Source organism: Pseudomonas sp. GM25 (genome assembly GCF_000282255.1).
Lineage (GTDB): Bacteria > Pseudomonadota > Gammaproteobacteria > Pseudomonadales > Pseudomonadaceae > Aquipseudomonas > Aquipseudomonas aphyarum.
This window is the reverse complement of sequence record NZ_AKJQ01000077.1, coordinates 57,873-79,529: the sequence shown is the minus strand read 5'-3', so window position 1 is coordinate 79,529 and position 21,657 is coordinate 57,873. Positions and strand designations below refer to the sequence as shown.

General features: G+C 59.7%; 23 protein-coding genes. 8 read left to right on the top strand and 15 right to left on the bottom strand.

Annotated elements, in window-relative coordinates; translation table 11 throughout:
- Positions 1–93: 93 nt before the first annotated feature.
- The 6 genes from msrQ to PMI24_RS26725 all read right to left on the bottom strand — a co-directional run bounded on the left by msrQ (position 94) and on the right by PMI24_RS26725 (position 6,081).
- Positions 94–717, bottom strand: a complete 624-nt coding sequence (msrQ, locus tag PMI24_RS26750; protein ID WP_007959665.1) for a protein-methionine-sulfoxide reductase heme-binding subunit MsrQ — start codon at positions 715–717, stop codon at positions 94–96.
- Positions 717–1,730: a protein-methionine-sulfoxide reductase catalytic subunit MsrP gene (gene msrP / locus PMI24_RS26745; RefSeq protein WP_007959664.1), complete on the bottom strand. Its 1,014-nt coding sequence runs from the start codon at positions 1,728–1,730 to the stop codon at positions 717–719. Before msrP ends, msrQ begins: the two co-directional genes overlap by 1 nt.
- 62 nt (positions 1,731–1,792) lie before the next feature.
- Positions 1,793–2,650, bottom strand: a complete 858-nt coding sequence (gene pssA / locus PMI24_RS26740) for a CDP-diacylglycerol--serine O-phosphatidyltransferase (protein WP_007959662.1) — start codon at positions 2,648–2,650, stop codon at positions 1,793–1,795.
- 147 nt (positions 2,651–2,797) lie between these two features.
- Positions 2,798–3,814 (bottom strand): ketol-acid reductoisomerase, encoded by a 1,017-nt coding sequence (gene ilvC / locus PMI24_RS26735; protein WP_007959661.1) that lies wholly within the window; start codon positions 3,812–3,814, stop codon positions 2,798–2,800.
- 48 nt (positions 3,815–3,862) lie between these two features.
- On the bottom strand, positions 3,863–4,354 hold the full coding sequence (ilvN, locus tag PMI24_RS26730) for an acetolactate synthase small subunit (protein WP_003176102.1): 492 nt from the start codon (positions 4,352–4,354) through the stop codon (positions 3,863–3,865).
- Between the two features lie 2 nt (positions 4,355–4,356).
- Positions 4,357–6,081, bottom strand: a complete 1,725-nt coding sequence (locus tag PMI24_RS26725) for an acetolactate synthase 3 large subunit (protein WP_007959659.1) — start codon at positions 6,079–6,081, stop codon at positions 4,357–4,359.
- A 400-nt stretch (positions 6,082–6,481) separates the two neighbouring features.
- Here PMI24_RS26725 and PMI24_RS26720 point away from each other — a divergent pair, with 400 nt between their 5' ends.
- Positions 6,482–6,898, top strand: coding sequence for a DUF4124 domain-containing protein (locus PMI24_RS26720; RefSeq protein ID WP_007959651.1), 417 nt, complete (start codon positions 6,482–6,484; stop codon positions 6,896–6,898).
- Positions 6,899–6,916: 18 nt separating this feature from the next.
- Here PMI24_RS26720 and PMI24_RS26715 read toward each other — a convergent pair whose 3' ends face one another.
- The 3 genes from PMI24_RS26715 to mrcB are packed head-to-tail and all read right to left on the bottom strand — an operon-like array spanning position 6,917 to position 10,339.
- Positions 6,917–7,252, bottom strand: a complete 336-nt coding sequence (locus PMI24_RS26715) for a YqcC family protein (protein WP_007959644.1) — start codon at positions 7,250–7,252, stop codon at positions 6,917–6,919.
- The gene (locus PMI24_RS26710) at positions 7,252–7,998 is read right to left on the bottom strand and encodes a hypothetical protein (RefSeq protein ID WP_007959642.1); all 747 of its coding nucleotides are present in this window, start codon (positions 7,996–7,998) and stop codon (positions 7,252–7,254) included. The genes PMI24_RS26715 and PMI24_RS26710 overlap by 1 nt, the downstream gene beginning before the upstream one ends.
- Positions 7,999–8,014: 16 nt before the next feature.
- Entirely contained in the window at positions 8,015–10,339 is a 2,325-nt protein-coding gene (mrcB, locus tag PMI24_RS26705) for a penicillin-binding protein 1B (RefSeq protein WP_007959641.1), read from the bottom strand.
- Positions 10,340–10,457: 118 nt separating this feature from the next.
- Here mrcB and PMI24_RS26700 point away from each other — a divergent pair, with 118 nt between their 5' ends.
- From PMI24_RS26700 to PMI24_RS26685, 4 genes are all read left to right on the top strand, one after another.
- Complete coding sequence (locus PMI24_RS26700; protein WP_007959640.1) at positions 10,458–12,014, top strand: bifunctional aminoglycoside phosphotransferase/ATP-binding protein; 1,557 nt, start codon at positions 10,458–10,460, stop codon at positions 12,012–12,014.
- Positions 12,015–12,105: 91 nt separating this feature from the next.
- Positions 12,106–12,450 (top strand): pentapeptide repeat-containing protein, encoded by a 345-nt coding sequence (locus tag PMI24_RS26695; protein WP_007959639.1) that lies wholly within the window; start codon positions 12,106–12,108, stop codon positions 12,448–12,450.
- 219 nt (positions 12,451–12,669) lie between these two features.
- The gene (locus tag PMI24_RS26690; protein WP_003228231.1) at positions 12,670–12,942 is read left to right on the top strand and encodes a TfoX/Sxy family protein; all 273 of its coding nucleotides are present in this window, start codon (positions 12,670–12,672) and stop codon (positions 12,940–12,942) included.
- Positions 12,943–12,957: 15 nt separating this feature from the next.
- A complete protein-coding gene (locus PMI24_RS26685; RefSeq protein ID WP_007959638.1) occupies positions 12,958–13,740 on the top strand; it encodes a Crp/Fnr family transcriptional regulator in 783 nt (260 codons plus the stop codon).
- A gap of 226 nt (positions 13,741–13,966) precedes the next feature.
- On the opposite strand, the gene PMI24_RS26680 is transcribed toward PMI24_RS26685, so the two are convergent.
- Genes PMI24_RS26680 through PMI24_RS26665 form a run of 4 tightly spaced genes read right to left on the bottom strand, consistent with a single transcriptional unit; the run spans position 13,967 to position 17,513 of the window.
- On the bottom strand, positions 13,967–14,818 hold the full coding sequence (locus PMI24_RS26680) for a ChaN family lipoprotein (RefSeq protein ID WP_007959637.1): 852 nt from the start codon (positions 14,816–14,818) through the stop codon (positions 13,967–13,969).
- Positions 14,819–14,839: 21 nt separating this feature from the next.
- A complete protein-coding gene (locus tag PMI24_RS26675) occupies positions 14,840–15,607 on the bottom strand; it encodes a heme ABC transporter ATP-binding protein (protein ID WP_007959636.1) in 768 nt (255 codons plus the stop codon).
- Positions 15,607–16,590 (bottom strand): FecCD family ABC transporter permease, encoded by a 984-nt coding sequence (locus tag PMI24_RS26670; RefSeq protein ID WP_170928972.1) that lies wholly within the window; start codon positions 16,588–16,590, stop codon positions 15,607–15,609. The genes PMI24_RS26675 and PMI24_RS26670 overlap by 1 nt, the downstream gene beginning before the upstream one ends.
- A 50-nt stretch (positions 16,591–16,640) precedes the next feature.
- On the bottom strand, positions 16,641–17,513 hold the full coding sequence (locus PMI24_RS26665) for a heme/hemin ABC transporter substrate-binding protein (RefSeq protein WP_007959629.1): 873 nt from the start codon (positions 17,511–17,513) through the stop codon (positions 16,641–16,643).
- Positions 17,514–17,675: 162 nt separating this feature from the next.
- Between PMI24_RS26665 and PMI24_RS26660 the strand changes: the two genes are divergently transcribed.
- The gene (locus PMI24_RS26660; RefSeq protein WP_007959627.1) at positions 17,676–17,993 is read left to right on the top strand and encodes a Rieske (2Fe-2S) protein; all 318 of its coding nucleotides are present in this window, start codon (positions 17,676–17,678) and stop codon (positions 17,991–17,993) included.
- Here the strand turns inward: PMI24_RS26660 and sfsA are convergent.
- Together sfsA and PMI24_RS26650 are read right to left on the bottom strand one after the other, a co-directional pair.
- Positions 17,990–18,703, bottom strand: coding sequence for a DNA/RNA nuclease SfsA (gene sfsA / locus PMI24_RS26655; RefSeq protein ID WP_007959620.1), 714 nt, complete (start codon positions 18,701–18,703; stop codon positions 17,990–17,992). The genes PMI24_RS26660 and sfsA overlap by 4 nt on opposite strands.
- Entirely contained in the window at positions 18,703–19,875 is a 1,173-nt protein-coding gene (locus PMI24_RS26650; protein WP_007959618.1) for a pyridoxal phosphate-dependent aminotransferase, read from the bottom strand. Before PMI24_RS26650 ends, sfsA begins: the two co-directional genes overlap by 1 nt.
- A 334-nt stretch (positions 19,876–20,209) precedes the next feature.
- Between PMI24_RS26650 and dksA the strand changes: the two genes are divergently transcribed.
- Positions 20,210–20,653, top strand: coding sequence for an RNA polymerase-binding protein DksA (gene dksA, locus PMI24_RS26645; protein ID WP_007959616.1), 444 nt, complete (start codon positions 20,210–20,212; stop codon positions 20,651–20,653).
- Between the two features lie 83 nt (positions 20,654–20,736).
- A complete protein-coding gene (gene gluQRS / locus PMI24_RS26640; RefSeq protein WP_007959614.1) occupies positions 20,737–21,633 on the top strand; it encodes a tRNA glutamyl-Q(34) synthetase GluQRS in 897 nt (298 codons plus the stop codon).
- The last annotated feature ends 24 nt before the right edge of the window (positions 21,634–21,657 follow it).

Genomic DNA, 21,657 nt, shown 5'->3' with positions numbered 1-21,657 from the left:
ACCTACTTAACTCATTGAATCTCAAGGAGTTTTCCGTTTCGACTGCGCCGGAAGTGGGGCGAATTATAGAGACTCAGAATCTGCCGTCAACCCTTAATTTCGCTTTTCCTGAAAAACCTGCTTTTTACCCATCAAACGCGGGATCCGGCGGGTCAATGGAGGAATACGCAGCGCCAAAAGGAAAACACCTATAAAGGCATAGATTGCCCACTCCTTAAGATCAGCACGCACAATCCACAACATATGCAGCAATCCCAACCCGAGAATCACATACACCAGCCGGTGCAACTTCTTCCAGCGGGTACCTAAACGGCGCTGACTGTATCGGTTGGAGGTAATCGCCAATGCCAACAACCCCAGAAAACCCAGAGCACCCACAATGATGTAGGGACGTTTGCGCAGCTCGACACCGAGTTGCGACCAGTCGAAACCGAGAATGAACGCCATATAGCTGCAAAGATGCAGAACCACATAGGCAAAACACCAGAGCCCCAACTGACGGCGCACGGCAATCCACCCGGCCCACCCCGTAAGTTTCTGCAGCGGCGTCATACTCAGGGTGATCAACAGCAATACCAATGTCCCAAGCCCTAGCCGATCAACCAGAACCTTCCCCGGATCTGGCCCAAGCAGATCCGCAAAAGCCTGATAGAACCACAACAGCGGCCAGATCGCCGCAGCCAGGAAAACGCCTACGCGCCAGATCGGATATCGCATCAGTAGTTCTTCCGCAGATCGAGCCCTGTATATAAAGAAGCGACCTCATCCGAGTAGCCGTTGAACATCTGCGTATCACGCACATTCGGCTTGAACAGACTGTTAGGCAGTCGCCGCTCCCGCGCTTGAGTCCAGCGTGGATGGTCGACAGTAGGGTTCACATTCGCATAGAACCCGTACTCATCCGCAGCAATGCTCTGCCAGGTTGTCTTCGGCTGTTCGCTGACCAGACTGATCCGCACGATGGATTTGACGCTCTTGAAGCCGTACTTCCACGGCACCACCAAACGCAACGGCGCACCGTTCTGGTTTGGCAATTCGCGGCCATACATGCCCACCGCCAGAATCGCCAAGGGATTCATCGCCTCATCCAGACGCAAACCTTCTACATAAGGCCAGTCGATCAGGGCAAATCCCGAACGCTGTCCGGGCATGCTCTTCGGATCCTGCAAGGTTTCGAAGCGAATGTATTTGGCATTGGAAGTAGGTTCTACCTGCTTCAACAGTGCCGAGATGGGAAAACCGATCCAGGGAATCACCATCGACCACGCCTCGACACAGCGCAGGCGATAAATACGCTCTTCCATCTGGTAAGGCTTCATGAAGTCTTCCAGAGCATAACGCCCCGGTTTACCCACCTCCCCGTCCACGACAACACTCCACGGTTCGGTTTTCAACGAACCGGCATTGGCCGCCGGGTCACCCTTGTCGGTGCCGAACTCATAGAAGTTGTTGTAATGGGTGGCGTCTTTGAAAGGTGTGATCGCCTCATCCTTGACGTTCACCGCGCCCCATTTGACAGAGGGCAACTTCTCGGCAAACCAGGCGGGCGCTTTTCCGGCCTCGACATCGGCATAGCGGGCAGCCTCTTCGGCACTGGCCCAGCGCGGCAAAGTGCTCACGGCCAAACCGGCCGCAGTCGCTCCGAGCAATTGTCGGCGAGAGAGATAAATGGATTCAGGCGTGACGTCCGACTCATGGCAGTCGGACGCTTTGGGGACTTTGATCAACATGGCAACTCCGCAGCTTTGGAGGACAGATGCACCATAGACTGCGGAGTATGAGGGAAATTACATCACTCGGCGTGTTTGTGACGACGAAGATGCAACAGATACTGCACCGGGCCCGAAGCGGCATAGGCGAGGAACACCAGCAGCAGAATGCGAGGCGGATCGCTGAACACCACGGCAAAGACCAGCACCACGGCAAGGATCGCCACGAAAGGCACCCGCCCCTTCAGATCCAGCTCCTTGAAGCTGTTGTACTTGATGTTGCTGACCATCAGCATGCCGGCGGCCGCCACCATCAGCGCGACCAGGAATGACATCTTCGACCCCTGGATCCCGTAATCACTGAACGCCCAGACAATACCCGCGACCACACCAGCAGCAGCCGGGCTGGCCAGGCCGATGAAGTAGCGCTTGTCGGCGGTACCTACCTGAGTGTTGAAGCGCGCCAGACGCAATGCCGCACCCGCCACATAAATGAAGGCAACCATCCAGCCGACCTTGCCCATGTCACCCAGCGCCCAGCCGAATGCCAGTAATGCCGGCGCGACACCAAAGGCGACCATGTCCGACAGCGAGTCGTACTCGGCGCCGAAGGCGCTTTGGGTATTGGTCATGCGCGCTACGCGACCATCAAGACCGTCGAGCACCATGGCGACAAAAATCGCGATGGCGGCAAAGGCAAAGTACTTGCTCGCATTCGCCGAGTCACCGGCGCTCAGCGCAGCCTGGGCACTCATCGAGTTGATGATGGAATAGAACCCTGCGAACAGGTTCGCAGTGGTGAACAGATTCGGCAGAAGATAGATACCACGATGCCGGACTTTACGGCCTTCTGCGTCATGCCCTTCTTCGATGTGCTCATCGATGGGCAGCAGGCTTTCGGCGTCGGAAGCCTGGTTCGGCTCTTCGGGACGTTCGCTCATGGACAGTACCTTGCAACGGATTGGACATTTTCGACAGGTGTCTGGGACGACGGTTCGGCCACAAACGATGCAGCTTTATACCAGAACCGCCCGCCCATACGAAAAAACGCGGCCGAGGCCGCGTTTTTTCATACAAGGTTCGACGACTTAGTTTTTGGCTTTGTCGACGATCTTGTTGGCACCGATCCACGGCATCATGGAGCGCAGTTGCTCGCCGATGATTTCGATACCGTGAGCGGCGTTGTTACGACGCTTGGCGGTCATCGAAGGGTAGCCGGTTGCGCCTTCGCTGATGAACATTTTGGCGTATTCGCCGTCCTGAATACGTTTCAGGGCGTTGCGCATGGCCTGACGGGATTCGGCGTTGATCACTTCCGGACCCGTCACGTACTCGCCGTATTCAGCGTTGTTGGAGATCGAGTAGTTCATGTTGGCGATACCGCCTTCGTACATGAGGTCAACGATCAGTTTCAGTTCGTGCAGGCACTCGAAGTAGGCCATTTCCGGCGCGTAGCCAGCTTCAACCAGGGTTTCGAAACCGGCTTTTACCAGCTCGACGGTACCGCCGCACAGAACGGCTTGTTCGCCGAACAGGTCGGTTTCGGTCTCGTCCTTGAAGGTGGTTTCGATGATGCCGGTACGACCGCCACCCACGCCGGCGGCGTAGGACAGTGCAACGTTCTTGGCATTGCCCGAAGCGTCCTGGTAGATCGCGATCAGGTCAGGGATACCGCCGCCCTTCACGAATTCGGAACGTACGGTGTGGCCCGGGGCTTTCGGCGCGATCATGATCACGTCGAGGTCCGCACGCGGAACAACCTGGTTGTAGTGGATCGCGAAGCCGTGGGAGAAGGCCAGAGTGGCGCCTTTCTTGATGTTCGGCTCGATTTCGTTCTTGTACAGCTGGGACTGGAACTCGTCCGGGGTCAGGATCATGACCAGGTCGGCACCGGCAACAGCGGCAGCCACGTCGGTCACTTTCAGGCCATGGGCTTCAGCCTTGGCAACGGTGGCCGAACCTTTACGCAGACCGACGGTAACGTCGACACCGGAATCTTTCAGGTTGCACGCTTGGGCGTGGCCCTGGGAGCCGTAACCGATGATGGCAACTTTCTTGCCCTGGATGATCGACAGGTCGCAGTCTTTATCGTAGAAAACTTTCATGAATTTCCCCTTTATATCCAGGCCGTTCAGGCCATTCGCTAATTTGGTTTAGATGCTGAGTACTTTGTCGCCGCGGGCAATACCGGTGACGCCGCTGCGGACGGTCTCCAGAATCGATGCGGTGCCGATGGACTGAATGAAGCTGTCGAGCTTGTCGCTGGTACCGGTCAGTTGAACGGTATACACGCTGGCGCTGACGTCGACGATCTGTCCACGGTAAATATCGGTGGTGCGTTTGATCTCGGCGCGCTGGGCGCCAGTGGCCTTGACCTTGACCAGCATCAGTTCGCGTTCGATGTGAGCGCTTTCCGACAGGTCCACCAGCTTGACCACTTCGATCAGCTTGTTCAGGTTTTTGGTGATCTGCTCGATGACTTCATCGTGGCCGACTGTGGTCAGCGTCAGACGCGACAGGGTCGGGTCTTCGGTTGGCGCCACGGTCAGGCTTTCGATGTTGTAGTTGCGCTGCGAGAACAGGCCGACTACGCGAGACAAAGCACCGGGTTCGTTTTCCAGAAGCAAGGAAATAATGTGCCGCATGATTAGGTACGCTCCGTCTTGCTCAGCCACATATCGCGCATGGAGCCGTCTTTGATCTGCATCGGATAGACGTGCTCGCTGGTATCGACCGAAATATCGATCACCACCAGGCGATCCTTCAGGGCGAACGCCTCTTCCATCTTCGACTTCAAATCTTTCGATTCGGTGATGCGCACGCCGACGTGGCCATAGGCTTCAGCCAGCTTGACGAAGTCAGGCAAGGATTCCATGTAGGAGTGCGAGTGACGGCTGCCGTAACTCATGTCCTGCCACTGACGAACCATGCCCAGAACACCGTTGTTCAGGATGACGATCTTGACCGGCAAACCGTATTGCAGGCAGGTCGACAATTCCTGGATGTTCATCTGGATACTGCCTTCACCGGTGACGCACGCAACATCGGTGTCAGGGAAGCTCAGCGCGATACCCATCGCGGCCGGCAGACCGAAGCCCATCGTGCCCAGGCCACCGGAGTTGATCCAGCGGTTCGGCTTGTTGAACTTGTAGTACTGCGCAGCAAACATCTGGTGCTGGCCCACGTCGGAGGTCACAAAGGCGTCGCCCTTGGTCACTTCGCACAGGGTTTCGATCACGGTCTGTGGCTTGATCTTGCTGCCGTCGCCCTTGTCGTAAGGGAACAGGCCGCGATCACCGCGCCACTCATCAACCTGCTTCCACCAGCTGGCAACGGCTTCCTTGTTCGGGGTTTCGCCGATTTCCTTGAGGATCGCGACCATTTCGGTCAGGACGCTCTCCACCGGACCAACGATTGGCACGTCGGCCTTGATGGTCTTGGAAATCGAAGCCGGGTCGATGTCGATGTGAATGATCTTGGCGTTCGGGCAGAACTTCGGCGCGCCGTTGATCACGCGATCGTCGAAACGCGCACCGACTGCCAGGATCACGTCGGCATGGTGCATCGCCAGGTTCGCGGTGTAGCTGCCGTGCATGCCGAGCATGCCGATGAACTGACGGTCAGTGCCAGGGTAGCCACCCAGGCCCATCAAGGTATTGGTAACCGGCAGGTTGAGCATTTGCGCCAGTTCGGTCAGCGGCGCGGAGCCGTTGCCGAGGATCACGCCACCGCCGGAGTACAGCACGGGACGCTTGGCCGCCAGGAGCATTTCTGCCGCCTTGCGGATTTGCCCGGAGTGACCGCGAACGGCCGGGCTGTAGGAACGCAGTTTGGCTTTCTTCGGGAAGATGTATTCGAACTTCTCGGCCGGGTTGGTCATGTCTTTCGGGATATCGACCACGACCGGGCCCGGACGACCGGATTGCGCCAGGTAGAAGGCTTTCTTCATGACTTCCGGGATTTCCGAAGCGTGCTTGATCATGAAGCTGTGCTTCACGATCGGCCGGGAGATACCGATCATGTCGGTTTCCTGGAACGCGTCGGTGCCGACCATGGTGCTTGGCACCTGACCGGAAATGATCACCATTGGAATCGAATCCATATAAGCGGTGGCGATACCGGTGATGGCGTTTGTGGCGCCTGGACCGGAAGTCACCAATACCACGCCGGCTTTACCGGTGGCACGGGCGTAGCCGTCAGCCATATGGGTAGCCGCTTGTTCGTGACGAACCAGGATGTGGGTCACTTCCGGTTCTTTGAACAGGGCATCGTAAACATGAAGGAGAGCACCACCCGGGTACCCGTAGATATATTTGACGCCTTCGTCACGCAAAAAGCGGACGAGCATCTCACCGCCAGATAAAAGCTCCACGTTGTTCACCTCTAAAACGCCAGAATACCGTCCACAAAAAAGCGAACGGGTCTTAATAGGTTTACTTCTCGGCAGAGCATGAGCGATGGTGGTCGCCGACTACGTCAGCACTGACTGAGCAAGTATTGGGATCGTCCCAAGTGTTGCGGGCCTTTCCCACCCAGCGCGAGGTAACGCGTTGCGGGTGTAACAGGTCGACGCGGATATGCGCCTCATGATCTGCCGAGAGGGTCTGCTTCTGGCAGTCCCTGTACAGCGGACTTTGGATTCTTCTGTTTCGCCCTCTGCAAGTCAAGTCGTCTATGTGCTTAATTGTGGGTAAGCACATGAGAACGCAAGAAAAAACCTGGAAACCGCTACTCTGTTAGCTTCAATTGCGCAGTTTTGCCAAGGAATCAGCATGCGAACGCTTCTCTTAACTCTGCTAATCGGCGCCAGCCCATGGTGTATGGCCGGTCAGATCTACAAATGGGTCGATGCCCAGGGCGTCACCCATTTCGATCAGCAGCCACCACAAGGGCAGTCATCCACCGCCGTGAAGACGCCCTCCTCTACCGCACCAATACCTGCCGCATTACCTGGCAGCGGCGCGCTGGGCGACCAGAAAGCCATCGATGACAAGGTCAAGAAGCAAGTGGCCGAGCAACAGAATCAGCTCACGGCATTTTGCGAACAGGCGCGCACGAATCTCGCGCAACTGCAGAACAATCCGCGTTTGAGGGAGGAGGTAGAGGGAGAATTGCGGCGGCTGAGCGACGACCAGCGCCAGCAACGTACTGCGGAGGCACAAAAACAGATTGCGGAAAACTGCCAGTAACCACTGGCAGTTTCCGGTTCAGCGCGAAGCGGTGATCAGCAGGTCGAACTCTTTGAGCAATACCTGAAGCTGCCGATCCTTGCCCTGCAGATTGCGCTGGGCAAAAACCATCTCGGCCATTTCCTGAATGCCCGAGGCATTGGGCAATGGCAGATCCTGTTCGAGGATCATCTTCATCCGCGGCAGGAAGATCCATTGCAGCCACTGCTCGAAATCGAGGGTGTCGACCGAAAATGGCTCGACACTGCTCAGGGCTTCGACCGAGGGCTGGACGTCATCCCACCAGCCCTGGACGCGCAGTTCACGCTCGATCAACAGCAATTGATCGGCGACCTTGGAGAAACGACTGTCCATCACAGCGAAACCTTGGCCTTCTGACGGGCCAGAGTGGCGCCGGCGGAATCACCTTGCTTCTCACGTGCCTGAGCAATCAATTCCCACAGACTGGCCTGCAAGTCCGGACGACCATTGGCCATGGTCAGTGCACGGCGAGCGGTCTGCTCGGCTTGCGGCGCATCGCCCTGGGCCATGCGCACCTGCGCCAGACGGTAAAGCACTTGCGGCTCGCGCGGCGCTACACGCTGTGCACGCTCCAGGCTGGAAGATGCGCCGTTGAGGTCGCCACCGGCCTGCTGCTGTTGCGCTGTACTCAACAGTGCGAGAACCGGGCCGTCCAGTTGCTCATCGGCAGACAGACCGCCGCCACTGCTGGCCGAAGGAATGCCGCTGGGCGTCGAAGGCATGCTGTAGCTGCCGGAGCTGATCGGCGCCGACTCGACCGCCGAAGGGTTGTACGGCCCCGGCGTGATGCCGCCGGACGCCGGGCCCGGAACGATCGGCGAAGAGCTGATCGGTGCCGAAGCCGCTGCGCCGCCCGGCACCATCACTACCACACCGGTATCACCTTGCGGGATCGCCTGGGTCTGGGCCTGTGCAGGACGTTTCACCGTCGTTTGACGGAAACCGCCATTGGCCGAAATGCGCTCGCTGTTGGATACGGCAGTGCCGGAGTCCACAACCGGAATCGAACCACGCTGTACGGTGGAGCAGCCGCTGAGCAAAGCCACGGCGGTCACCGCTGGAATCAACCACTTGTTCACTTGAAACCCTCTTTGCTTAATTCATCCAGCCCTTGACCCAATCCATCACCGACTCGCCCGATGCCGGGCTTTCGCCCGCGCAGGAGGCGCCGGGTGGCGGTTCGCTGCCGCGAATATACGGCATCTGCACGGCGCCCGGACAGTTGGCATCGGAGCCCTGGCCGGTACGCGAATCAACCCAGGCCTGCACCACGTTATCCGGCTGCGGCATGTCCAGCGGCAGCGGATCGGCTTTGCGCATGAAACTGGTCCAGACCTGCAACGCACCGGTGGCCCCGGTGAACGGCGTCTTGCCGTTGTCGTCACGACCGAGCCAGACCACCGCCAGCAGATCCTGACTGAAACCGGCAAACCAGCTGTCGCGCGAATCGTTACTGGTACCGGTCTTGCCCGCCAGTGTCAGGGTTCTTGGCAACACGTTATAAACCGAACTGCCAGTACCTTCACGCATGACCCGCTGCATGGCGTTCTGGATCAGGTAGATCGAGGCCGGATCGAACCGTTGCTCGATCTGGAACGGATAACGTTTGAGCGGCTCGCCATCGGCAGTCAGCACGCTGCGGATCCCGCGCATCGGCGTGTTGAAACCGCCGTTGGCCAGGGTCTGGTACATGGTCGCGACTTCGATCGGGGTCATGCCGCCAGCGCCGAGCAACATCGAAGGAAACGCCGGAAACTCGCGAGTTACGCCCAGTCGCGCGAGCGTCTTGAGGACATTCGGAACACCGACCGCCAGACCGAGACGCGAGGTCGAGAGGTTGTAGGAATGTGCCAACCCTTGATACAGGAACACCGTACCGTGGGAGCGACGGTCATAGTTCTGCGGTTTCCAGACCTGACCGTCCGCGCCTTTGATCGAAAGCGGGTCGTCCGACAGCCAACTGGTCAGCGTGTACTGGCTCGGTTTCTCCAGCGCCGTCAGATAAACCGCCGGCTTGATCAGCGAGCCGATCGGCCGCACGGCATCCAATGCGCGGTTGAAGCCGGCAAAACTCGCCTGACGGCTGCCGATCATTGCCTGGACTTCACCGGTTTCCGGGTTGGTCACGACCATCGCCGCTTCCACGTCGTCGGAACCCTTGCGACCGGACAGGCGCTTGAAGGTGTCGTTGACCGACGCTTCGGCTTTCATCTGCAGGATCGGATCGAAACTGGTGAAGATCCGCAGGCCCTCTTCGGTCAAGTCTTCGTCGCGGTAGTCTTCACGCAACTGGCGTTTGACCAGATCGATGAAGCCCGGGAACGAACTGTCGGCCAGCTTGCCGCGCGTGGTCACGCCCAACGGCATTTTCTTCGCAGCGGCTACCTGTTCGGCGGAAGCGACGCCCTGCTGCTCAAGCACGTCGAGCACCAGATTGCGTCGTTCCAGCGCCCGCTCCGGGTTGCGACGTGGGTTGTAATAGGACGGGCCTTTGACCATGCCGACCAAAAGCGCGACCTGATGCAGTTTCAACTCGGACAAGGGCTGGGCGAAGAAGAACTGGCTGGCCAGACCGAAACCGTGCACCGCACGCTGGCCGTCCTGACCGACAAAGACTTCGTTGAGGTAAGCCTCAAGGATTTCCTTTTTGTCGTAATGCAGCTCAAGCAGCATCGCCATCATCGCTTCGGTGAGCTTGCGGGTCAGGCTGCGTTCGTTGGTGAGGTAGAAGTTCTTGACCAGTTGCTGGGTCAGCGTACTGCCGCCCTGAGTCATCTTGCCACCCGAGGTGTTGACCCAAACGGCGCGGGCAATCGATTTCGGCGACACGCCCCAGTGGCTGTAGAAATCCCGGTCTTCCACGGCGACCAGGGTTTCCAGCAGATACGGCGGCACCTGATCGAGCTTGATCAGAATCCGGTCTTCAAGGTTTTTCGGGTAGATACCGCCGATCATCAGCGGCTCCAGGCGTACCACGGAGAGCTTCGAACCGTTGGTCGCCGAGAGTTCGGCCACGTAATCGCCGGAGAAACGCACGCGCACCGGCTGCGGTTTCTCGAGGCCTTCGTAGAACTGGAAGCCACGGGTATTCAGATCAACCGTATTGCCATTGACCGCCGCCGCGCCGGGACCGTTGCTCACGGCTTCGCGACGATAGCCCAGGGCATCGAGTTCGGTGAGGAAATCGTCCTTGCTCAGCTTCTGTCCGACGAACAGCTCGAGCGGACGCGCGTACACCTTGGCCGGGATGGTCCAGCGCTTGCCGGAGAACTTCTCCTGCACCACGGCATCGAGGTAAACGGCGAAGCCGGCCAGCACCACAAGGCCGACCAGACTGAGTTTAAGGGCCCAGCCCAACCATGGGCGCAGGCCCCGGGAAGCTGGTTTTTTAGGGGTACGGGGGGATCGAGTACGAGTCATGGCGGCGGATTATACGCACTTTATTCATACTCAACAGGAGCGCTCCGAGGTTTGCGTCGGGCTGGCGAGCGGCCATAATGAGCGCCTTGAATTTCCCCCAGTCTCTGAAGGATCGTCCGTGAGCCAGTCCCTGATCGCTGCCCTGCAAAACCCGGCCCTCTACCCGCACCCCGTCGAAGGGTTTCAGGTCATCGAAACCCATATCTCGTGGGTACTGCTCACCGGCCCCTACGCCTATAAAGTGAAGAAGCCGGTGAATTTCGGCTTCCTTGATTTTACCGCCCTCGATTCCCGTGAACACTTCTGCGGCGAAGAGCTGCGTCTGAACCAGCGCCTGACCGAAGATTTGTATCTGGAAGTGATTCCAGTGACCGGCAGCGCCGAAGCCCCGCAACTGGGCGGCGAAGGCCCGGCTATCGAATACCTGCTGAAAATGCGCCAGTTCCCGCAGACCGGCCTGCTCAGCACCCTGCAAGCCAACGGCGAGCTGACCACCGCGCACGTCGACGCGATGGCCGAGCAGATCGCCCGCTTCCACCTCAACGCGCCGAAAGTCCCGGCCGAGCACGATGCTGGCACCCCTGAAAGCGTAATGGCGCCGGTGCGCCAGAACTTCGAGCAGATCCTGCCGTTCCTCAGCGACAAGAACGACCTGCTTCAACTTGATGCTCTGCAAGCATGGGCTGAAAGCAGCTTCGATCGCCTGAAGCCGCTGTTCGCCCAACGCAAGGCCGACGGCTTCACTCGCGAATGCCACGGTGACATTCACCTGGGCAACGCCACGCTGATCGACGGCAAAGTCGTGATCTTCGACTGCATCGAATTCAACGAGCCATTCCGCTTCACCGACGTCTGGGCCGACACCGGTTTCCTGGCGATGGACCTGGAAGACCGTGGCCTGAAATCCCTGGCCCGTCGTTTCATCAGCCAGTACCTGGAGCTGACCGGCGACTATAAAGGCCTGGAAGTGCTGAACTTCTACAAGGCTTACCGCGCATTGGTACGTGCGAAAGTCGCACTGTTCAGCATGCCGGCCGATGCCACCCCGGTGCAGCGCGCCACCACCCTGCGCCAGTACCGCAACTACGCGAACCTGGCTGAAAGCTACAGCACCATTCCTTCGCGCTTCATGGCGATTACTCACGGCGTGTCCGCTGTAGGCAAAAGCCATGTAGCGATGCGCCTGGTCGAAGCGCTGGGCGCGATCCGTCTGCGCTCCGATGTCGAGCGCAAACGTCTGTTCGGCGAGCAAACCGTTGCCAATGATGTTCAGGCCGGGATCTACAGCGCCGATGCCAGCACTGCGACTTATGCTCGTCTGCATGAAATCGCCGAAGTGATCCTGCACGCCGGTTTCCCGGTGGTGATCGACGCCACTTACCTCAAGCGCGAACAACGCGACAACGCCGCCAAGGTCGCCGAAGCCACTGGCGCGCCATTCCTGATCCTTGACTGCAATGCTCCGCAGGCCGTGATCGAGAGCTGGCTGGCGATTCGTCAGGCGGACAAGAAGGATCCGTCCGACGCGACCCTCGCCGTGATCGAAGCACAACAGGCCAACCGCGAAGCCCTGACGCCGGAAGAAATCCTGCGTAGCAAACGCGTGCAGACCAATGAATCCGGCACCCTCGACACCGTCGTGGCGCAGATTCGCCAGCGCCTGCCAGGTCTGTAAGAAACTATTTCGGCCGTGAAGCCCTCGCTCGCTTCACGGCCGTCAAATAGTGGCACTATACTGGCGTCATAAAACCAACAGGTGATTTGACATGAGCCAGCCGAAACTTCTCGACACCCCGCTTTATGCCTTGCTGCACAAAGACGACATCACAGGTTTCAACAATGAACGCCCGAAAGACGGTCCGATCGACATGGTTGGCGGTGATTTTCGTGGCCTCGACCTGCGTGAACTGAACGCCGATGGCGTGGATTTCCGGGACGCCTACTTCCGCTCCGCCGACCTGCGCGGCATCGACTTTCGCAACGCTTCGCTGGAAGGCGCGAGCCTGGCCCACGCGCAGATCTCCGGGGCCTACTTCCCGCCAGAGCTGAGTGCCGACGAGATTCTGATGTCGATGAATTTCGGTACACGCCTGCGTTATCGCACCCGCTGAAGCTTTTAAAAACCTGAACCGTCCAGCGCCCCCGCTTTGCGCTGGACTGCGTGCTATTGGTAATTCTCCCTCGCCCCCCCATCCTGATTCATCAACGGAAACTGACGTTTCTTAGAAGCGTTTGCGTTGAATCCGACCAAACAACCACGCTTTTCCTACTGATGGCTACACTCCTGAGAAGCTCGCCCACGCACCATTCGGCCGTCGCAAGGAGGCTTGATGAATGATGAACTGCAACACCTGAAGAATCTTGGCAAGACGTCGGCGCAATGGCTGCATGCCGTGGGCATCCATAGCGCCTCCGACTTGCGTCGCCTCGGTGCGGTGGATGCCTACCGGGCCGTGCGCACTCGCGGGTTTCGGGCGTCGAAGGTGTTGTTGTACGCGATCGAAGGGGCGTTGATGGATGTGCACTGGAACGACATTCCCGCCGAACGCAAAGATGCGCTGAACAAGCAGCTGGAAGCCATTTCCTCTCGCCACAAGAACTAACGGGCACTGAACGCCATGTACCTGCTCGGGGAACAATCGGCCCAGGCCGATGCATTGATCAACCACTTGCAGAGCTTGCCTGCGCAATGGCTCGAAGGCCTGCCGCCGTGCGGGCCAGCACTGGAACTTGAAGCCACGGATGATCTGTTGTCACGTTTGCCGGACGACCAGTTGTTCTTGCTCACTCAAGGTGTCGTCACCGGCCGACTCAGTGGTCGCGGCTTGTTCTACTGGCATGAGGGAGATTTGATCGGCCTGCAACAGGGTCCGGAATGGGCGGATTGCACGCTGTACTCAGACAACCCGCTGACATTACTGCCCTATCGCCGAAGCGATTTGTTTCAACATGTGTACGGCGAAACGTCGCGCTCGGAGCAGTTTCTGCGCTACCTGCTCGGGCAGATGGCGTTGCTGGCGCACGCAGTCGCCGAGTTCAAGCCACGCGAGTTTCGCAGCACCAACGGTTTCAAGCGGGTTGAAGCCGGTGACGTTCTGATCCGCCAAGGCGATGACGCCGACCATGTGTTCGTGATTATCGAAGGACACGCCGAAGCGTTTGTTAACGGGCACAAGGTAGGCGACGTGCCCAAGGATGAAATATTCGGCGCAATGGCGGTGTTTACTGGCGAGCCGCGCAACGCGACGGTCATTGCGCGAGAAGCGAGCACCGTTATGCTGATTCCCGGCGATCAGTTTCTGAACATGACCCGCACCAATCCGAAAATCGCTCACAGCCTGATCGAAAGCATGGCGCGGCGTATCGACCAGCTCAACAAGCAGCTCACAGCCCAGATCTGACGCCCGTATTCACGGGGCGTTTACGCCATTGCCGGGACAAAACGACAGAAATGAAAAAACAGCAGTTGACTTGGTAATGAGAATCGCTATGATTATCACAACTGGTCGCGAGATCAGTCGATATTCTGAAAAGCCCTTGGTTCGGACTCTCAGATTATCTCCTCATCAGGCTAATCACGGTTATTTGACCCGGTTTTTACCGGGTCTTTTTTTGCCTGTGGAAAAGTCATTTCTTGCCGAACTGTTTTCGCATCTCAGAGCAATAATCCGGTTTCGGGGTGGCGGGTGTGTACCAGACATAATCAGCCATCGCCGCCGTAATCTGACTGCCCTGCTCCGCCAGCATCAGCACCGTCGGCGCTTCGGGCGCGCCCAAATCCAGCACATGCAGCGGCACGCCCACATCCTTGCGCGCGTGATACGCACCCGCCAATAACAAGGCAGGCGCAGGTGCCGCCAACAAACGCGAGGCCATGCGCCGATCCCGTTGTTGTTGGACGGCCAGCATCGCCGGCATTTGTGCTGACGGCAGCAAGCCGCAGTGAGAATCGCCGATCTGCTCCAACAGCGTCTCTTTCACGGATTTGGCGTTGCTGCGCTCACCGCTCAAAACCGGAGGATCGCGATAGAACGCGCGAATTTCGATGTTATCGAGATTGGCCGCCAGCACTGGCCAGGATTGTGTCAGGGCAAACCGCACAATCGGTCCGTAGAGATTCCAGTCCCAACCGTCCTGCCAGGCCAATGCAGTAGGAAGATCAGTTGGTGGCGTTGAGGCATGCCGCACGTCATCGACGCGCGACTGTTGATCGGGCGTCAGCATTTCCAGCAGGAGACTGCCCTGGGGTCGCGTTTCTTCGAGGTTCTGCAACAACCACAATAGAAGGGCATGGTGATCGGCGTTGTCATGCTGTTCGCCAATGATCAGCCGCGACGGTCTGCTCAGTTGCGTCAGTAATTGCTGCGCCGTCAGACTCTCTCCGCTGCGCAGATCACGGATCTCGCCCACGACCGGCGGCGCCGCAACATGCTGGCAACCTATAAGCCACAAAACCGCCAACAGCAAAATCCTGCGCATACCCTCACCTCGATGACGAAATCAGCGGGCGATGATCAGCGGATGCCCGCGCTCCGGGTGCGGTTGCACCAGCACTTCAAGACCGAACACTGCCTTCAGCGATTCCGGACGCAATACCTGCTGCGGTGTATCCAGCGCCACCGGGCGCCCGCCCTCCAGCAGCAGGATGCGATCACAATAGCGCGCCGCCAGATTCAGATCATGCAGGATCACCAGCACCGCCGCGCCACGATCGGCAAATTCGCGCACCGCTTGCAGCGTCGTGTGTTGATGCAACGGATCGAGCATCGAGGTCGGCTCATCGAGCAGTAACGTCTGCCCCGCCTGCCCCGGCCAGAGCTGCGCCAGCACCCGCGCCAGATGCACCCGCTGACGCTCGCCGCCGGACAGCGCCAGATAACTGCGGCCACTCAGATGCCCGGCATCGGCCGCCAATAATGCGGCAGCGACGATCTCGTTATCGCGCACCCGCCCGCTCTGATAAGGCAGACGCCCCATGCCCACCACTTCTTCAACCCGAAAGGCGAAATCCAGCGTCGATACCTGCGGCAACACCGCCAGCCGCTGGGCGCGCTGAGTGCCGCTCCAATGACTCAAGGCCTCACCGTCCAGCAGCACTTCCCCCTCGTGCGCACTCAACTCACCGCACAACGCACCGAGCAAGGTGCTTTTGCCGGCGCCATTCGGCCCCAACACGCCAAGCACCTCGCCTGGTTCGAGTTGCAGGCTGACGTCGGCCAAAACGGTCTTGCGGCCACGGCGGATGTGCAGATTGTGCGCACGCAACATCAGGCACGCCCTCGCAGCAGCAGATAAAGGAAGAACGGCGCACCGATGAACGCAGTGACGATGCCGATCGGCAGCTCCGCCGGCGCCAGCGCCAGCCGCGCCACCAGATCCGCCAGCAGCAACAGACTCGCCCCGGCCAGCACCGATGCCGGCAGCAACACCCGATGATCCGGCCCCGCGAGCAAGCGCACCAGATGCGGCACCACCAGCCCGACAAAACCGATCATGCCCGCCGCTGCCACCGCCGCACCGACACCCAGCGCCGTGCAGAACACCAGCTCGCGCTTAAGCCGTTCTACATCGATGCCCAGATGCCCGGCTTCCGATTCGCCGAGCAGCAACGCATTGAGCGCCTTCGCCCGCCGTGGAAGCCAAAGTGCAACACCGGCGGTGATGATCAGCAGCGGCCACAACCGCGCATAGCTCGCGCCGTTAAGGCTGCCCAGGTTCCAGAACGTCAACGTGCGCAATGTCGCGTCATCAGCCAGATAGGTAAACAGCCCCACCGCCGAGCTGGCCAACGCCGTCAGAGCGATACCCGCCAGCAACATGGTCGCCACATTCGTTTGCCCATTACGGCGGCCTAGTCGATAGACCAACGCCGTTACGCCAAGGCCACCGAGAAACGCGCAAACCGACAGCAGATAAGGCCCGAACCACTCCGGCAATCCGCCAAAAAACGAACCGCCGACAATCGCCACCGCCGCGCCCAATGCCGCGCCGCTCGAGACGCCGACCAACCCCGGATCGGCCAGCGGATTGCGAAACAGCCCCTGCATCGCCACTCCGGACAGCGCCAGCACTCCGCCGACTGCCAGCCCCAGCAACGTACGCGGCAGACGAATCTGCCCGAGAATCAGTTCAGCCTGTTCCAGCCCGTCCGGCGCCAGCGGCACACCGATCATGCGCAGTGCTGCGCGCAAGGTATCGAACAACGGCAGACTGACCGGCCCCAACGCCAGCGACAACCAGATCGCCAGCAGGCACAGCAGGATCAGGCCGATAAACAAGCCACGGGGTTTGACCAGCGTGGTCATTGGCCGCTCTTGGCCGGATAGAAACCGTCAGTCAGGGTCTTCAGCGCTGCCGGCAAACGCGGTCCGAGCCCGCCCACCAGCAGCGTCGGGTCCAGCTCCAGCACGCGTCCGGTCTTGGCCGCGCGGCTGGAATTGAGGATCGGGTTTTCCTTGAACAGCGCCGCTTTCGCCGCGTCGCCGGTCAGCGCACGGTCAGCGAACACCAGCACTTCGGGATCGAGACTGGCCAGGGATTCCACGGAAAACGGTTTGTAACCGGTGTGGGTCGCAAGGTTATGCCCGCCCGCCTGCTGCAGCAGCCAGTCGGCGGCGGTGTCTTTGCCGGCGATCAGCGGTTTGCCGCCGGCATGCCCGAGCAGCAACAACACCCCCGGCGCTTTCTGCTGGGTCTGAGCTTCAACCACTCGCGCTTTTTGCGCATCAAGCTGCTGTTGATAACTTTGCAGCAATTGCGCGGCCTGGCTTTCGGCACCCAGCAACTGCCCCAGATGAGTGACATTTTTTTCCAGTGTCGGCAGATCCGGCTGAGCCGAAAACAATTCCACCTGCACCTTGGCACTGCGAACCTGCGAGATCACTGGCGGCGGGCCCATTTCTTCGGTGCCGATCAGGATGTCCGGACGCAGGCTGAGAATGCCTTCGGCCGACAGGCTGCGCTGATAGCCGATGCTCGGCAACGACTTGAGGGACTGCGGATGCTGGCTGGTTGTATCGACGCCCACCAGTCTCGCCTCACCACCCAGCGCACTCACCCACTCCGACAACGCGCCGCCAGCGCTGACCCAACGTTGCGGCAACTCGGCCGCTGCAGCCTGGTGACTGACCAAAAGTCCGACACACAACACGGCAACGCGGGTACTCAGGCGCATAGACAGCTTCCTTGAAAGGTTTTCCCGGGCATCGGGACGGCAGGCCAAGTATCCTCGGCAGCGGTCACCTCGCCACGGGTGAAGGCGGCCATTTGATAATTGTTTGCATTTGAACGTCAAGCTCGGACATATCCAGACACGAGCCGACATTTGAGGATAGCCATGAAGTTTCTTTGCGCGGGTACCGATCTGGTTGAGGACGGCAGTCGCGGTTTCGATATCGACGGGAAAAAACTGTTTGCCGTGCGCCGCGCGGGGCGGGCGTATGTCTACCTCAACCGCTGCCCGCATCGGGGCGTTGGCCTGGAATGGCACCCCGACCAGTTTCTCGACCCGAGCAACAGCCTGATCCAGTGCGCAACCCACGGCGCACTGTTTCTGATCGAGGACGGTGAATGCGTCGCCGGCCCGTGCGCCGGGCAATCGCTGACGGCCATCCCTTGCCGTGAAGACGCGCAAGGGCTGTGGATCGATGTTTAACCGTTAAGCAGCACGTCCAGGCGCCGGTCGATCACCATTTCTTCATGGCTCAAACGCACGCCGTACGCCAGGACTTCGACCCCGCACGCCACCGCCTCACGCAACGCAGCGGCGTAGGCCGAGTCGATTTCCTCGGCAGGACGCACCGCTTCGATGCCGGTGAGATTGACGCAGTACAACTGCACCGCGCGAATCCCATCCCGGGCCAGATGCGCCAGCTCACGCAAATGCTTGGCGCCGCGCTCTGTCACCGCATCGGGAAACGCCGCCACCGCCGTGCCGTCGAAACCCAGCGTGACGCTTTTCACTTCCACGTAGGCCGGGCCCGTCGGATAGTCGAGGCGAAAATCGATCCGGCTCTTTTCCTGTCCGTACGCCACTTCGCGCTTGAGCCCGGTAAAACCGTTCAATTCACTGATGACGCCGGCCTGCAAGGCCTCTTCGACCAGTGCGTTGGCACGTCCGGTGTTCACGCAAAACAGCCGGCCCTGCGGAGTTTCGCCGACTTCCCAAGTGCCAGGCAGTTTGCGCTTGGGGTCATTGGAGCGGCTGAACCAGACCTGCCCGCCCTCAACCTGACAATTGAACATCGAGCCGGTGTTCGGGCAATGAATGGTCAGCAACTCGCCGCCAACGGTTTCGATATCGGCGAGAAAACGCTTGTAACGACGGATCAACCGGCCTTCTTCGAGAGGAGGATGAAAGCGCATCAGCCTTGCCAGCTCTTCAAGCCACGGGCGATGCGTTCCACCGCTTCCTGTAGGCGAGGGAGGTTTTGCGTGTAGGCAAAGCGCACATGATGCCCGGCCTGATAGCGACCGAAATCCAGCCCCGGAGTGAAAGCTACATGTTCGGTTTCAAGGAAATGCCGGCAGAACGCGAAGGCATCGCCGCCGAACTGGCTGATATCGGCATACAAATAGAACGCGCCTTCCGGCTCCACGGCGATATTGAAGCCTAGTTCGCGCAGGGCCGGCAGCAGGAAGTCGCGACGACGGCCGAACTCGGCGCGGCGCTCTTCGAGAATCGCGATGGTGTCCGGTTCGAAACAGGCCAGCGCCGCATGCTGAGCCATGCTTGGCGCGCTGATGTAGAGGTTCTGCGCGAGCTTTTCCAGCTCACTGACTGCCGCATCCGGCGCCACCAGCCAGCCTAGGCGCCAACCGGTCATGCCGAAATATTTGGAGAAACTGTTGAGGACAAATGCACTGTCATCGACTTCCAGCACACTGGCCGCGTCGGTGCCGTAAGTCAGGCCGTGATAGATCTCGTCCACCACCAGATGCCCGTGACGCGCCTTGATGGCTGTGGATAAACCGGCCAGCTCATCGCGGGTCAGAATCGTACCGGTCGGGTTGGCTGGCGAAGCGACCAGCGCGCCGACGCTGTCGTGGTCCCAGTGGCGCGCCACCAGGTCCGGCGTCAGTTGATAGCGAACGTCCGGGCCGACCGGCACAAGCTGCGCCGCGCCCTCGACCAATCGTAGAAAGTGCCGGTTGCAAGGATAACCGGGGTCGGCCAGCAGCCAGTGTTTGCCCGGATCCACCAGCAGCGCACTGGCCAGCAGCAACGCGCCGGAACCACCGGGCGTGATGAGAATCCGTCGTGGGTCGATATTCAGGCCGTAGCGCGTTTGATAGAAACCGGAAATCGCCTCGCGCAGCTCGGGAATGCCACGGGCCGCGGTGTAGCGGGTTTTCCCGTCTGTCAGGGCTTGCTGGCCGGCGCGGATGATCGGCTCGGCGGTGGTGAAGTCCGGTTCGCCGATTTCCAGGTGGATCACGTCGTGGCCGGCGGCCTGCAATTCATTGGCCCGCGCCAGCAACGCCATCACATGGAACGGTTCGATCGCACGACTGCGCGCACTGTAGGGCTGAGCCATTGGCCTTCCTTCAACGAGGGAAAAGAAACGATTCTACCTATCTGCCGGAACGAGCGAGAACCCGCAGCGGTCACAGCCACAAGAACACTGGACTGTAACGACCCGGGCGTACGCTCCAGGATTGACTAAAATCAGTGATTGAGCAGGTCTGCAACATTGCCGGACATGGCTTGGCAAACATTTGCAAGCCCCACCGGCCGCGCGCTCGACATCCGGGAGTAGCGCGGGCCGAATTGATCTGGTAAGTTCGCCCGCTTGCAGCCGCAGGGCCGGCAGGTGTCGGTGATGGAGCAATCCTGCGCAATGGATTACAAGAGTAGAGGCGGTCCATTTCATGCCCACCCAAGCAAAGCAACAGGCAAGTCAGACACTCAGCGGTTTCGAACCCTACGTCCCGAAAGCGGGCGAAGAGTACATGGGCGCTCCAATGCGCGCGCACTTCACCAAGATCCTGACCAAGTGGAAACTGGACTTGATGCAGGAAGTCGACCGCACTGTTGATCACATGAAAGACGAAGCGGCCAACTTTCCTGATCCGGCCGACCGTGCCAGCCAGGAAGAAGAGTTCGCCCTCGAGCTGCGCGCCCGCGACCGCGAGCGCAAACTGATCAAGAAGATCGACAAGACCCTGCAACTGATCGAAGACGAAGAGTACGGCTGGTGCGACTCTTGCGGCATCGAGATCGGCGTCAAGCGCCTTGAAGCCCGCCCGACTGCCGACATGTGCGTCGACTGCAAGAACCTGGCGGAAATCAAGGAAAAGCAGGTCGGCAAATAATCCCGGCCTGAACGAAAAACGGAGCGTGCGAACGCTCCGTTTTTGTTTCTGCTGTTTTTTGACTCTCAAGTAACATCGCCCTCATGACTGCCAACACCTCCCCCGCCTATATTGGCCGCTTTGCCCCGACCCCCAGTGGACATCTGCACTTTGGCTCGCTGGTAGCGGCGCTCGCTTCTTATCTGGATGCCCGCTCGGTGAATGGCCGCTGGCTGGTGCGCATGGAAGACCTCGATCCGCCTCGCGAAGAACCGGGTGCGCAAGCGGCGATTCTCAAGGCGCTGGAAAGCTACGGTTTCGAATGGGACGGCGAGATGGTTCGCCAGAGCGATCGGCACGAGGCCTACGCGCAAGTGCTCGACAGCCTGTTCAATCACGGCCTCGCCTACGCCTGCACCTGCTCGCGCAAACAATTGGAGCCGTACCACGGCATTTATCCGGGACTGTGCCGCAATGCCGGCCATGGTCAGGAAGACGCGGCGATTCGCCTGCGCGTGCCGGAGCTGGAATACCACTTCATCGACCGGGTGCAGGGCGAATACCGCCAGCATCTGGGCCGCGACGTGGGTGATTTCGTAATCCGCCGCCGCGACGGTCTCTACGCCTACCAACTGGCGGTGGTGCTGGACGACGCCTGGCAGGGCATCACCGACATCGTGCGCGGTGCCGATCTGCTCGACTCCACACCGCGCCAGCTCTACCTGCAGGAATTGCTGGGCCTGCGCCAACCGCGCTATCTGCATCTGCCACTGATTACCCAGCCGGACGGCAACAAGCTCGGCAAGTCATACCGCTCGCCACCACTGGAAGCCGATCAGGCCACGCCATTGTTGCTGCGGGCCCTGCGCGCATTGGGGCAAAACCCGGGGCCCGAACTGGCCCACGCCTCGCCGCAGGAACTGTTGAACTGGGGCAGCGCCCACTGGGATGCCTTGAAAATCCCGCGCACACTGACCCTGCCCGAAGCGCAACTGCTGTGACGACACTTGCAGTGGCGCGCCCAT